Genomic DNA, 13,323 nt, shown 5'->3' with positions numbered 1-13,323 from the left:
GCGGCAAAATTACGGGCGATGCCGTCATGCGGATGGGTGCAGTCTCCGAAGCCGATCCTGTTCGAGCGGCCCCGTTCGCCCGCGGATCCCGTCGACGATGCCCCATCCGAGTGCCCTCAGCTGAAGCACGCGATCCCGCCCGAAGGCGACGCGGAGGACGTGCGCCAGCACTTCGATGAGGCAACGCCGCACCACCCACCCGGGCGCCGAACCTGCGTACGCCGCCGCGATTGCGAGGCCGTTCCTCGTCATGTAGTAGACGCGGAACGGAGCGTGCTGATTGACCGTCACGGGAACGCCTCGCCTCATGAGGGGCACACCGGCAAATGTCGCCGGTACCCGATGTCCCAGTGAGTGGTGCAGATCCGTCCCGGGGACGGACAGGACGGAGAAGCCGGCCTTCCGCAGGCGCGCCGTCATCTCGGAATCGACTCCGTCGATGATGAAGTCGGACCGGAAATCTCCCACGTCGAGGAGGGCCCGGACGGACACGAGCGATCCGGACTGGATGGGATCATGCGGGTGGCGCAGCCCGTTCGTCTCTCGGCCCGCGATCGCCACGCCATTGTTGGCAGCCGGACTGAGCACACCGATCCGCACACCGGCCGGGAGTGCACCGGATACGTAGTCGAGGGCGGTCCCGACGAAACCGACGTCCGGGAGCGAGTCCTGGTCAAGGGTGTAGAGCCACTGGGATCCCTGTGACACGGCTGCCTGCAGAGCGGTGTTCAACGCGGCAGCGATGCCTCGATTGCGGTCGTGCCGAAGGACCCGGGCGCCCAGATCATGCGCGACATCCAACACTCCGGCACTGCCGGGTCCGGACCCGTCATCGACGACGATGACGTCGAGTCCGGCTGTGAGCAGCCCGCGCACGAGCACCGTCAGATGTTCGGTCGGGTTGTAGGTCGGAATCACTGCCTGGACATGATGCGGATTGATCATGCTGCCCTTTCTTCTGGAGACTGCTTGAGCCGTCGCAACGATCTGAGTGCGGCAGGAAGAACGGCTGCGAAGAGGATCGCCTCGCTGGCCGCAACCCCGACGGCAATACCGGTCAAGTTGCCGGCGTCCGAGCGCAGGACCATCAGGGCGATGCCCACGATGGCCGACGTGATGGTGGACAGGAGGACGAAGACGTCCCTTCCCGCAGGGATGAGAAGGTTCCGGATCAGAGGGGTGCCAAGGTTGATGAAGAGGAACGCCAGTCCGTAGAGCAGGCAGGCCTCCGGTGTCGCAGCGACGTCGACCCCGAAGAGGATCGAGGAGGCAAGGGGTCCGAAGACCCAGAGAATCACCGCACCCACCAAGCCGAGCACGAGGTGCGAGAGCATCGCTGCACGGTGGCGTCGAACCTGAGCGGCTCCGTGCACCTCAAGGGTCCAGCCCTGAAAGGTGTTGCCCAGAGCGACAGTGGTGAAGAGGCCGAATCGGTAGAGCTGATCAGCGGAGGAATATACACTCGCTGCTGCCTCCGGGCCCCGAAAGGTGGCGATCGGAACCGGGACCGAGGAATAAGCGCTCCCGGAGATGTTGACACCCGCTGATCCGACCTGGCGCCGCCACTCGTTGAAACTCCCCCTGACGGTCGGACGTGCCGGGACGTCACGCCGGAAGTATGTCCTCTGGAACACGACGAGGGCAGCACAGGTGAGGGCGAGGAGCAGCCCGGGGTAGTAGGAGATGTTTTGGGTAGACGCCACGAGAGGGATCGCGATGACCGCCGAGGCGACGCGCGGCAGCGTATCGAAGACGCCCATGAGCCTGGGAGACCCGATGCCGACACAGAACCAGGCGGGGGACAGGCCCGAGACGGCTGTCGCACCCGCAACGGCTGCAGCTTGCCACCGCAACTCGGGTGCGGCGATCACGGCCGTGAGCGCGATGACGACGGGCACGACGACAACGGCCAGAGATGATCTGATCACGAGGCTCTGGCCGTACAGTTCGGCCCGGCGGGCGCTGGAGGTGGTGCTCGCAACCAGGACGGTGCCCCTGATGTTCCAGCCCCACAGGATGGCGGTGGCGCCGAACGACCCGATCGCTATCGCCGATACGATGCTGGCCCATCCCGTAGGACCCGCCACGCGCGCGATGACCGGCAGGAGGAGGAGGGGTGTCAGGATACCGAGGAGAGGGAAACCTACGAATCCACCGAGGCGCAGGATGACTGTTTTCATTGATGCCTCGTGTGCGCGACGGGTAGGACAGATGTAAGGCTACAGCGTGTACGGCGGCTGGTCGGCACGGGGCCGGAGCGGGTGACCGACGACGGTAGGATCGGATGGAGCGCGAAAGCGCTGCCGCCGTCGGGCCGACGGCGCTGATGCGAAGGTCGCCGGCGAAGACATGACTGAAGGACGTACCGAGGTTGGGTTTTACATCCCGTTCTGGGGTGATCTGGACTATCTGAGGGAAGCGGTCGAGAGCGTTATCAACCAGACGGACGACCGCTGGACGCTGACCGTGGTCAACGATGCGCACCCCGACCGCGAGGTGGACAGGTATTTCCACGACCTTGCCCATCCGAAGGTGCGTTACGAACGACTTCCCGAGAACATCGGCATCACGGGCAACTTCCGCTACTGCGTCCGAGCTGCTGTCGAAGCCCTCGTGGTTGTTCTCGGATACGACGACGTGGTGGGTCCTCGGTACGTCGCCACCGTGCTGAAGGCATTCGAGGAGAACCCGGACGCCACCATCATCCAGCCGGGTGTCGCGGTGATCGACGGTGTGGGGGAACCCGCGCGAACACTCGTGGACTCCGTGAAGCAGAGCCTCCTCCGACCGTCGGCGCCGCTGCCGATCATCCTCGAAGGAGACCGGCTTGCAGCAGGCCTCATGCTGGGTAACTGGCTCTACTGGCCGTCGCTGGCGTTCGAGCGGGAGAGCCTGAAGGCGCAGGACTTCCGCGATCAGTTCTCCGTGATCCAGGATCTCGCGCTGGTGCTGGATCTCCTGATCGCTGGAGGAAAGCTCCTCGTGATCGACGAGAGGGTGTTCTGCTACCGCAGGCACGAGGGGAGCGCCTCCTCGACCGAGCTCGTCGATGGCTCCCGATTCGCGGGTGAACGACAATTCTTCGCATTGGCTGCGGGCCTTGCCGACGGAGCGGGCTGGCGTGCCACGCGGCGTGCGGCCCGCCTGCACCTCACGTCGCGCCTGCATGCGCTGTCGCTGCTGCCTCAGGTGCTCCGTCGTCGCGATCTTCGCGGACTGCGGGTACTCCTCCGCCACGCACTGACCACCTGACGGGCGGAACGGCTCCGCACCAGGGGCCGACCGGTGCCGGAGACCTCAGCATCCGGTGAATTCGTACAGGCGTGCCTCACCCTCCTGCGCGACCAGTTCGAAGTCCGGGTCGGTGGAGATGTCCTCGATACCCGGGTAGCGGTGGGACCCACCGTGGACCTCCTTCAGACCGAAGTCGAGGACGAAGTCCACGTCGGAGCGGGAGATGGCATCACACACCCCGGGTACCGATTCGAAGTCCTTCAGCGACTGGTCGATGAGCACATCATCAGGACTGGAGTTCGACAGGACGTGCTTGTAGGTCGTGTCGCGATTCGCCAATGCGAACGCGAGGCCCGCCCCGGTCCAGGGATTCACCGCGATGGTGGCCTGCTCCGGTACGAGATCGTCAAGCTGCCCGATGAGCTCGAGCTCATCCGTCGAGACCAGCGCGGATTCAGGTGTGACTTCGTACGACACCCGGGCCGAATCGACCGCGACCCTCATGCTCCTGGTATCGAGCACCGCGGGCACCAGGACGAGGAGGACCAGGAGTGTCGATGCGGCGATGGCAACCGGACGGTGCTTCAAAAGCTCGACCCGACCTCGCGCCAGAGCATCCGCGCGGCCGACGGCCCACCGGATCGCGGTGTCGAGGCCGATGACACTCAGCGGTGCAGCGACGAGCGGGGCGATGGCGGCGAGACGGTAAGGGTCGTTGTACCAGCCTCCCGTCACGAAGCTCCGGAGGTCACTGATCTCGAAACCCGCGGCCACGATGAACACGGCCGTACTCACGGCGAAACTCCCCGCGAACCAGAGAGTCCTGCGGTCACGGGCGCAGGACACCAGGCCCACGATGGCGAGCATACTCACCGTCCATGCTGCCGGCCGTCCGAACGGCGCGTTGAGGAGAGCCTCTCCGAGCGCCTGGGACGATGTCTCCACCCGATCCCAGAACGCTGCTGCCTCGGGTGGCCGGATCGTGATCCAGATCCTCGACAGCGCGTAGGTCACCAGGGCCAGGGCGCCGGTCCACACTCCGAGCAGGTACCAGGTCCTGCTGCGGAAGGCCGCGGCCATGAGTGTCGCGTACACGGCGACCACCAGGGGGAGTGCCAGCGCGATGAGGGTCAGGGCGCCGTTCGGGTGACTGATCGCGATTCCCGGCAGGGCGAACGCGCACAGCACTGCCGCGATGCGCTTCGGCAGCGGCGAGCGGGGAGCCTGTCCGACTGCTGCTGCGACGAGTGCGAGGGCTGCCGGGACCATCGCGAAGGCGAGGACGTTCGGGTAGAGCACCCCGAAGTCGAGCAGCAGGATGGGGAACGCACTGAATCCCGAGACCAGGACCCCTGCGCCGACGATCGCGGGTCGCGAGAGACTCCACAGCTGCCGCACCAGGAACAGGCAGCTGAGCGGCCAGATGACAGCCGCGATGACGAGATTGGCGCTCGTGACGCCCACGGTGAGCGGGGCGCCGCTGAGTTCGATGACCAGGGCGACGAAACCGTGCCACGCTGCAGGATAGAAGTAGGGCGGCTGGCCTGCGGCGGTCATGGAGATGATCGTCAGCGACGACGCGTCCCCGGTATTGAGGACCCAACGGACAGCGTTGAGGTGGAAGACGTTGTCGAAGGTCTGGGAGAAGTTGTCGGGGCTGCCGAAGACCCGGGACAGTAGGACAGCGATGACGGCGGCCGCCACGACGAATCCTGCGATGAAGTACAGGTCCCGCCCGGCAGCGGCCGATCGGCTGCGGCGCCATCTCGAAGGGGTCCTGTCCTCGGGTCGATCAGGGGGTGCGGACGGCGCCGATCCGGTCCGCGACTCATCAGTAATTCCTCTCCTCCTGGCGCGGGAGCCCATCAGGACGCGGAGGATCCAGGCGACGGCCCACAGGAGGGCCGTTCCACCGGCGAACGTCAGCGGTCCCCAGGCCACCCCGAGCAGACTTGCACCGATCGCGCCGACGCCGATGAGTGAGATCGAGAGCAGTGGAGCGACGGCGAGAGCGTCGAACGTCCGCAGACGAAGTATCAGCCCGGCGACCGTCCCCGGAATCAGTAGCACGCCGAGCGCGGCGACGATGCCGGGGATGGCGGCAGACCAGACTTGCAGGATCGACTCGATGGTAATCAGTCTCGCTTTTCTTTCCGGGGCACCGTCGACTGGTCGTCACGGATCCTGGTCCCATGCGGACGCAGGGAGTGGCGTCGATTGGCGGGAAGATTTGCCGTCCCGTAGCTTTAGGCATTATGCACAGCACCAGTCGCGCGCAGGGGTTGCCTGCTGTCCAGAAGTCTAACTGTGCGGCTGTGATCTCCGCGTATCATCCACCGCGCGGCCTCGTCGACCGCGTCTCCGCGCTCGTCGCGCAGTTTCAGGTCGTCGTGATCGCAGACGATGGTGGTGGGGATGAGCACGGTGTCCTGCAGCGGTGCCGGGACGAGGGTGCCATGACGGTGGAACTGGGATCCAACCAAGGTATTGCCGCCGCCCTGAATCGAGCAGTGGAGGAGATCAAGGCTGGTCACGCCGGGATCGACTACATCGTGACCTTCGATCAGGACTCGACGCCACCGGCGGACCTCATCGCCGTCTTCGGCGAGGCGTGGGCAGAAGCCGTGAGCGCCGGTCTCCTGGTAGGGTCCGTCAGTCCCGGCCGGATCAACGGTGCGCTGATCGGACGCGCCGAACCGGGAGCAGCCTACTTCCCCGTATCGGAGCCGATCCAGTCGGGTACCCTCGTGCCGCTCTCCGTCATGCAGGAGATCGGTGGCCTCGATGAATCACTCTTCATCGACGGGGTCGACACCGACATGTACTGGAGGCTTCGGGCTCGCGGCTATGTGGCGATCGCCGCCTCGCGCGCCGACCTGTCGCATGAGTTGGGTGCACGAAGTCAGGCCGCCCTTCTCGGGAGACCGTTGCGTCGGCGAGGTGAGCCCATCATGATCATGCAGAGTGCTCCGTTCCGCTACTACTACCTCGTCCGGAACAGGCTGGAACTCGTTCGGCGATACGGACGTAGCAGACCCCTGCCGATGGTGCGGGGGCTCGCTCTCGATCTCCGTCATCTCGCAGTCGTGCTCGTATTCGGGACAGGGCGGCGCAGGAGGCTGCAGTACGCGGCGAGAGGCTTGTCCGACGGATTGCGTGGACGACGAGGCAGAATGACGACCATGGGCAACGGCGGAAAGGTGGCGGGAGATGCATAGGGGAGGCGAACCCGATATCCACCGGACGACGCCCAGACTACTGGTCATCATGCCGGCCTGGAACGAGTCCGAATCGGTCGGGGCGACCGTCCGCGAGGTCCTCGCTGCGGTGCCGGGTTGCGAGGTACTCGTCGTCGACGACGGGAGCACCGACGGCACCGCCGGATTCGCCGAGGCGGCCGGGGCGTCGGTGCTCCGGCTGCCCTACAACCTCGGGGTCGGCGGCGCCATGCGGGCCGGATTCAAGTACGCACGCCGCTGGGACTTCGACCAGGCCATCCAGGTGGACGCCGATGGGCAGCACGACCCCAAGGACCTCATCGCCGTCGTCGACGGGTTGCGGCATGCGGACATCTCGATCGGCGCACGCTTCGCGGACAAGGGGGACTACACCGTTCGAGGACCGCGTAAGTGGGCCATGACCTTCCTCGGCCGCTCGATCTCCCTCCTCGCAAGAACCCGGCTGACGGATGTGACCTCCGGATTCAGGGCTGCGAACCGGCGCGCCATCGCGCAGTACTGCGAGCACTATCCTGCGGAGTACCTCGGTGACACGATCGATTCCCTGGTCGTGGCGATCCGATCCGGTCTGACGGTCACGCAGGTGCCGGTGGAGATGCGCCCACGCCAGGGGGGTCAGCCGAGCCACAATCCAGCGAAGGCCGCGCTCTACCTCGGACGCAGTGGTTTCGCGCTGGTGATCGCCCTGACCCGAAAACGGACCGTGGTCCTCGAGGAGGAGTTCAGCCGATGAGTACCCTGTTGCCTTTCCTTCTCGCCCTGGTGATCGTCGCCTTCATCGTCTGGCTGCTCCGCCAGCGCAAGCTCAGGGAGAAGTACGCGATCCTGTGGATCGCCGTCGGGGTGGCGACCCTACTCCTGGCCGGCTTCCCGGGGCTCCTCGCGGCCGTCGCCACCGCGGCCGGATTCGTCGTGCCCGCGAACTTCCTGTTCGTCGTGGCCATCGTCCTCCTGCTGGGCGTGTGCCTGCACCTGTCCCTCGAGATCAGTGTCGTGGAGGATGAGACGCGCGCCCTCGCCGAGGAGGCCGCGATCCTTCGTAACCACCTCGAGAGGCTCGAGCGTACTGTCGCCGGTCTGGCCGCAGCTGGTCCCTCGGCGGACCCGGATCGGGACGACCGATGACGCCGCCGGTGAGAGCCAGCGTCTGCATGGCCTCGTACAACGGATCGGCGTTCATCAGCGAGCAGATCGAGTCGATCCTGGCGGACATCGGGGAGCACGACGAACTCGTCGTGGTCGACGACGCGTCGACGGACGGGACAGCCGGGATCGTCGCCGGCATCACGGATCCGCGGGTCAGGCTCATCCGCTCGCCCGAGAATCGCAGGTATGTCCGGACCTTCAATGCGGCTGCCGAACTGGCTCGAGGAGAGTACATCTTCTTCGCTGATCAGGACGATCTCTGGATTCCCGGGCGGACCGAGCGCCTCATCCGGTCGCTGGAAGTGCGTGCGGTCGTCGCCGGCAACGTGGCTCTGTTCGGTGGGCCGCCTGATCCTGCGCCCTGGTCCCTCCGGAGCCAGGACTCGTCGCATCGCGTGCGCAACCTTATCGGTACGCTCGTCGGATATCGCCCCTACTACGGGTGCGCCATGGGGTTCCGGCGGGACTTCGCTGCCGTCGTCCTGCCGATGCCACGGTACCTCTACGAATCCCACGACCTGTGGCTCTCGATCGTCGCCAATCTGGCGGGAGAGATGAGCCACGTGGAAAGCCCGGCAGTGCTCTACCGGCGTCTGCACGACGCCAACGAGACACCCCGCGGCTGGCGGGGCCCGAAGCAGATCCTCAGGGCGCGGATCATGCTGCTGCGCTGTGTCATCACGGCGTCGGCCCGCCTGCGCAGTCGCAGACGGGCCGAAACCGGACGCTAGGCCGGACTCGAGGGGATGGTCAGCGGGGCCGGACTACTCCCACGGAGGTTCCCCGCCCCGCGGCCCAGCGGCCGGTGATCGCCCTGTCGCCACGATTTCCGAAGGCGAACACGCTGTCAGCGGCGACGCGCACGTTGCTGTGGGCCAGGAACCACTGGGCGCCGCGCTTCACGCCGACCGTGCTGTAGCCGCTATTGGTCCAGTCGCCACTGACGGGGACGTCGGATGCGTTCCCGAAGAGGAACGTCCGGGCGACCGTGGCCCGGATGTTGCTGTTCGTGAGGATGAATTGCTTGGCTGCGCCGTTCGGCCGGGCTACTCCGAGCGTGTCGTAGCCGTCCCTGTCCCAATCACCGACGATGGCGACGTCCCCGCGGGCACCGTAGACGATGGTGCCGTTCGCGGGGCCCGCAGCGTTGGCGTTCCGGACGTACGCCACGCCTGAGCGGTAGACACCGATCGTCTCGACGCCGTCCCCGTTCCAGTCGCCGCAGATCGGCTGATCCGTGCCGTTGCCGAACGTGAACCTCGTTCCAGGATCACTCGTCGACATGCTGTTGCGGATCGTCCAGATGCCGCCGGAGAAGGTGGCGGGGGTGGAGATCCCGTCCCCGTTCCAGTCGCAGGAGAGCACGGTGTCGCTCGCGATTCCCATCGCGGAGCTGGCCGGAGTGGCTCCTCGGTAGTGCAGTTCGTTCACGCCCGGCTGGGCCTGCTGCTCGTTCCCCGACCCGGAGTTCCGGACGAAGGCGGAGAGCTGCTGTGCGCTTCCGTTCCACACGTTCGAATCGCCTACGAAGGGCCCGCTCGCGCTGTACTGCCAGACGGAGTAGAAGGACCAGCTGCTCGGCATCGCGCCGGGTCCGGACTGGTTGTACGCCGCGATGTGGAGGGGATGGTCGTTGAAGGCCCGCGAGTTGCCCGTGCAACGGTTCCACCAGTCGGTCGTGGTGTAGATCATCGGTACGCGGCCCGTCCGGGCGCGGACGGTGTTGGAGAAGTCCCGGATCCAGGACACCATCTGAGCCGCCGACATGTTGTAGCAGTCGTTGCCGAGCGAGGTGTAGGGGTTGTACTCGACATCCAGCAGCGGGGGTAGTGTCCGACCGTCGGCACTCCAGCCGCCCCCGTTGTCGACGAAGTAGTTCGCCTGTGCCGCTCCGGAGGTCGTGCCGGGAAGCGCGAAGTGATAGGCGCCCCGGACCATGCCGACGCCGGCCGATCCGCCGTACTGCTGGCCGAAGTAGGGGTTCTTGTATCCCGTTCCCTCGGTCGCCTTGACGTAGGCGAACCGGGCTCCCTGGTTGTAGGCGGTACGCCAGTCGACCTCGAACTGGTGGCTCGACACGTCGATGCCCTGGATGCCCGGCGGCCTCCATGTCGAGGCCGCTGCGGCGTTCGCCGGGGGCTCCGCAGCGACCTGCGCCGATGCTGCATCGACCCCGATGTCCTTCACGAGGGCGTTCAGGGTCTGCTCGCGGTCCGTCGGCGCCTGGACATCGCCCGACTCCCGCAGCCGCTTGAGCCCCTGGCCCATGGACGCTCCCAACTCGCCGATCTCCTCCTCAAGTGTCGGAGCGGGCCGGGTCGAGGCGGTTGCCGACGCCGTCGGGGAGGGCGCGGCGGTCGAACGGGATGGTGACGGCGTCGGGCTGGGTGCCGTCGACGGCGCTGCAGGGGCAGGAGCGACGCCCGCGCCGTCGGCGGGAGTCGTGGGACCGGTCGTCGACGACGGTTCCGCAGTGGCGGACGCCGTTGCGGCGGGAGAAGGCGCCGGTTCCTGGGCGCCGGCCGGTACCAGCGGGACCATCAGCGCGAAGCTCAGGGCCGCGATGGAGAGCGCACGCGGTGCGACGAGGCGTCGGCGACGTCCCGGGCTCGGAGTCCGGGGTTCAGGGGCGTGGTGCATGGTCATACTTCCTTCGGTTGTATCGGCCATCAGTAGCGGAGCGAGATGCAGCCCAGGAGGCTGTTGCCGGTCGAGTAGGGGGATGTGCCGATGCCGTAGGTACACACCTGGTAGGAGCCGCGCTGCGTGACCGGTGTCCGCGTCACATAGCCGTGCTGGCCGGAGATGCCGAGGTAGCTGTTGACATCGGACCTCAAGACGCCGGTCGGGTAGACGAATCCCTTGCGCGATCCGTTCGGATAGGTGATGTAGGTGTGGACCGTCGTCGACTGCGGCGCCATGTCGCGGTCCACGGCCCAGCCGCGGGCCTCGATCACTGCCCCGCTACTCGTCGAGTCGACGCGTACGGCATCGAGGGAACCCTTGGGCGCCTCGGCGACCCCGGTGCGCACCGTGGTGCATCCGAGCAGGGGGTTCTCCCTGGAGAACGGGCTGACGGCGATGCCGTAGGCACAGACCGTGTACGTGCCCGCCCTCGGCGCCGAGATGACCTGCTCGAATCCGTGGGACCCGCTGACATCGAGGACACTGTTGACGTCGTTCCGGGTCTTGTCGGCCAGGTAGGCAGTGCCGACCTTGCGACCGGAAGGATCGGTGACGTAGATGTGCACGGGGATGGAGGCCTGAGCGTTCTCGCGCTCCATGGTCCAGCCCCGGACCCGCAGGGTCGCCGTGGTCGCCGTCTTCTCGACCCGTACTTCGTCCAGGCTCCCGATCGGCAGGGCAGCGCCGATCTGCAGGGTCCTGCACGGGAGTGCCGTGTTGAAGTTGAGGCCGATGGCGTAGGCGCAGACGGTGTAGCGCCCCGGTGCGTCGATGCTGATGTCGTCCTGGAATCCGTGCAGTCCCGTCACCGCCAGGGCGCTGTTGACGTCTGCGCGGTTCTTGTTCGCCGTGAAGGCGTACCCCGTCCGGACGCCGTTCGGTGCGGTGACGTAGACGTGGACCGGAGTGCTCGACGAGGAGCGGGCGGGATCCATGGTCCAGCCCCTGACGTTGAGGTTCACCCTCCCCGAGGACTGCACCACCGTGACGTCGTCGAGTGCGCCGATGGGCTGCTCCGCATTACTGACCTGGATCTGCTTGCACCCGAGTTCGGTGTTAACACCGCCGATGGCGAACATGCACACCTCGTACCGGCCGGACCTGTTGACGGCGATGTCGCCGACGAATCCGTGGTTGCCGCCCAGGGACATCGCCGCGTTGACGTCCGGCCGGCTGCGGGTGGCGTTGATGACGTAGCCCCGCTTCACGCCGTCCGGACCGGTGACGTAGGCATGCGCCTCGGTGGAAGCCGACGGCTGATTGGGGTCGGCGGCCCAGCCCTGCACCCTGACGAAGGCGGTGTCCACGTTGCGGGAAGCCGAGAGGGCGTCGTACGAGCCGATCGCGGGCCGGTTGGCGAGCAGGATGCTCACGCTCGCCGCGTCATTGGTCACGGAGTCGATGCGGATACGCGTGCCGGCATGGGTGGTGAAGGTCTGTCCCTGCTGCCAGGTGAGCGTGGTGTTGCCCCAGCCCGAGCGGAGGCTGTTGGGGGTCAGGACGATCGACGCGTTGCCGCTCCAGCCCAGCACGTCCTTCTTGGTGATCTTGACTCCGCGATTACCTCCCACGGCCGTGGCCGTGTCGTACCCGACAGGGGCCCGCAGTTCGAGATAGTAGGTCTCGCCGCTGGCCGGGTCGGTGAACTTCGCCGCCCTGCCTGACGATCCTCCGGCCCAGGGGCGCAGCGTCAGGGACTGGGAAGCCGTCGGTGTGCCGAGGTTGCGGATCTCGTCCCCGCGCCCGAATCCTCCGTACTCCCACATGAAGGCATTGATGGCCGGACTGCTGACCTGTGCATAGCCCATGAGGTCGGTGGTGTCGCTGTACTCCGCGGAGTAGCAGGAGGAGTCGGCCCACGAGGAGCCCGCCCGCGGAACGTCCTGGCGGGCGTTGCCGCAGTACAGGGAGTTGGCGTGGTGCAGCCCGAGGACGTGGCCGAATTCGTGGGTCACGACGTTGTTCGTCAGGGCCGACGGGTAGGGCATGATGACGCGTCCGCTGGTCGCGCTGTCCGTGAAGCCACCGCCCAGGATGCCCCAGGACCCGTTGTAGTTGAGGTCAGCGTGGGGGACGAAGATCACGAGGGATTCGTAGGAGCGGTACTGCCAGTTCAGCTCCTTGGTCACGGTCGCCATGATGGTGCCGTAGGAGTCGGTGATCTTCGCCGCCGACTTGTGACGGAGCTCGTTCACCTTGGTGATGGAGAGGCGGCCCGCCGAGGCCGAGTTCCAGTAACCGTTCGCACTGGTGATGGAGTTGCGCGCCGCGGTCATGTTGATCGCATCGGTGTCTGCAACTGTCTTCCCCGACAGTTGCACCGTGACCAGCGTGACCTTGAAGGTGCCCGAGCGCGGCGCGATGGCGGCGCTGCCGCCTTCGTCGTCGAGGCCCAGTGGCGACGCCGTCTTCAGCGGTGTGATCGGCTGAGCGAAGTGCTCGCCGTACCGGGCGTTGGACTCAGGGTCGTCGAGGGGATTCCAGTTCAGGTCCGGAACGAACGAGGTCACCTCGTTCTGTGCGGGCGTCTTGGCGGCCGGCGACGGCACAAGGGCGACCTCCGACGGCTGCACCGTCGACGGTTCCGCGGCCCCCGTGCTTTTCCCGGTCGCAGGGACGGTCCCGGCCGGGACCGGCGCGACGGGCGCTGTGGTCGGCAGCGTCGCGGGCTCCAGCGGCTGCTGGGTGGCGACCGTGGCGGGCGAGGCCGGGGCGGTCGACGGCGGCGCCGCCGGTACTGCGTCGTTCGCTACTGCGGGAACCGCGCTGCCCACGAGACCGAAGGACAGTAGGGCGGCGCACAGAAGCCGGGCGGGGGAGGGCAAGGTCACGGGTTTCTCCAGCAGAATCCGGGCGTCAGCCAGCTGAGTGAATCCCGTGCAGACTACATTCCTGTTACAGGTGTGACTAACGTTTCTGAAGTGAAAGGCGAATCTTAGGTAAAACCTGCGTGTGTCACGGCATTTCCAGCGGCGTGTCGACGAGGTGTGGGCCACATCGTCCTGTAGGGATTCACCCG

The 13,323-nt window shown here is 66.5% G+C and carries 10 protein-coding genes; 5 read left to right on the top strand and 5 right to left on the bottom strand.

Annotated features, from left to right (window positions below):
• Nucleotides 1-24 precede the first annotated feature (24 nt).
• Both FNH21_RS02100 and FNH21_RS02095 read right to left on the bottom strand, forming a co-directional pair.
• Nucleotides 25-945: a glycosyltransferase gene (locus FNH21_RS02100; RefSeq protein WP_152811958.1), complete on the bottom strand. Its 921-nt coding sequence runs from the start codon at nt 943-945 to the stop codon at nt 25-27.
• On the bottom strand, nt 942-2,180 hold the full coding sequence (locus FNH21_RS02095) for a polysaccharide biosynthesis protein (protein WP_152811956.1): 1,239 nt from the start codon (nt 2,178-2,180) through the stop codon (nt 942-944). The genes FNH21_RS02100 and FNH21_RS02095 overlap by 4 nt, the downstream gene beginning before the upstream one ends.
• A gap of 169 nt (nt 2,181-2,349) precedes the next feature.
• Between FNH21_RS02095 and FNH21_RS02090 the strand changes: the two genes are divergently transcribed.
• The gene (locus tag FNH21_RS02090; protein WP_152811953.1) at nt 2,350-3,252 is read left to right on the top strand and encodes a glycosyltransferase family 2 protein; all 903 of its coding nucleotides are present in this window, start codon (nt 2,350-2,352) and stop codon (nt 3,250-3,252) included.
• 45 nt (nt 3,253-3,297) lie between these two features.
• Here the strand turns inward: FNH21_RS02090 and FNH21_RS02085 are convergent, their stop codons facing one another.
• Nucleotides 3,298-5,304 (bottom strand): DUF6541 family protein, encoded by a 2,007-nt coding sequence (locus FNH21_RS02085; protein WP_152811951.1) that lies wholly within the window; start codon nt 5,302-5,304, stop codon nt 3,298-3,300.
• 122 nt (nt 5,305-5,426) lie between these two features.
• Between FNH21_RS02085 and FNH21_RS02080 the strand changes: the two genes are divergently transcribed.
• The 4 genes from FNH21_RS02080 to FNH21_RS02065 are packed head-to-tail and all read left to right on the top strand — an operon-like array spanning nt 5,427 to nt 8,350.
• Nucleotides 5,427-6,452 carry a glycosyltransferase family protein gene (locus tag FNH21_RS02080; RefSeq protein ID WP_152811949.1) on the top strand — a complete coding sequence of 342 codons (1,026 nt, stop codon included), beginning with the start codon at nt 5,427-5,429 and terminating at the stop codon, nt 6,450-6,452.
• The gene (locus FNH21_RS02075) at nt 6,445-7,206 is read left to right on the top strand and encodes a glycosyltransferase family 2 protein (protein WP_152811947.1); all 762 of its coding nucleotides are present in this window, start codon (nt 6,445-6,447) and stop codon (nt 7,204-7,206) included. Before FNH21_RS02080 ends, FNH21_RS02075 begins: the two co-directional genes overlap by 8 nt.
• Entirely contained in the window at nt 7,203-7,598 is a 396-nt protein-coding gene (locus FNH21_RS02070) for a DUF2304 domain-containing protein (protein WP_152811945.1), read from the top strand. The genes FNH21_RS02075 and FNH21_RS02070 overlap by 4 nt, the downstream gene beginning before the upstream one ends.
• A 26-nt stretch (nt 7,599-7,624) precedes the next feature.
• Nucleotides 7,625-8,350 carry a glycosyltransferase gene (locus FNH21_RS02065; RefSeq protein WP_241742699.1) on the top strand — a complete coding sequence of 242 codons (726 nt, stop codon included), beginning with the start codon at nt 7,625-7,627 and terminating at the stop codon, nt 8,348-8,350.
• A 19-nt stretch (nt 8,351-8,369) separates the two neighbouring features.
• Here the strand turns inward: FNH21_RS02065 and FNH21_RS02060 are convergent, their stop codons facing one another.
• Both FNH21_RS02060 and FNH21_RS02055 read right to left on the bottom strand, forming a co-directional pair.
• Nucleotides 8,370-10,265 (bottom strand): lysozyme, encoded by a 1,896-nt coding sequence (locus FNH21_RS02060; protein WP_241742696.1) that lies wholly within the window; start codon nt 10,263-10,265, stop codon nt 8,370-8,372.
• A 23-nt stretch (nt 10,266-10,288) separates the two neighbouring features.
• Nucleotides 10,289-13,135 (bottom strand): zinc metalloprotease, encoded by a 2,847-nt coding sequence (locus tag FNH21_RS02055; protein ID WP_152811941.1) that lies wholly within the window; start codon nt 13,133-13,135, stop codon nt 10,289-10,291.
• Nucleotides 13,136-13,323: the final 188 nt, after the last annotated feature.

The sequence above is a fragment of the Arthrobacter bussei genome (assembly GCF_009377195.2).
GTDB lineage: Bacteria > Actinomycetota > Actinomycetes > Actinomycetales > Micrococcaceae > Arthrobacter_D > Arthrobacter_D bussei.
Note: the sequence above shows the minus strand (reverse complement) of the source record. Positions and strands in the feature narration are given on the sequence as shown.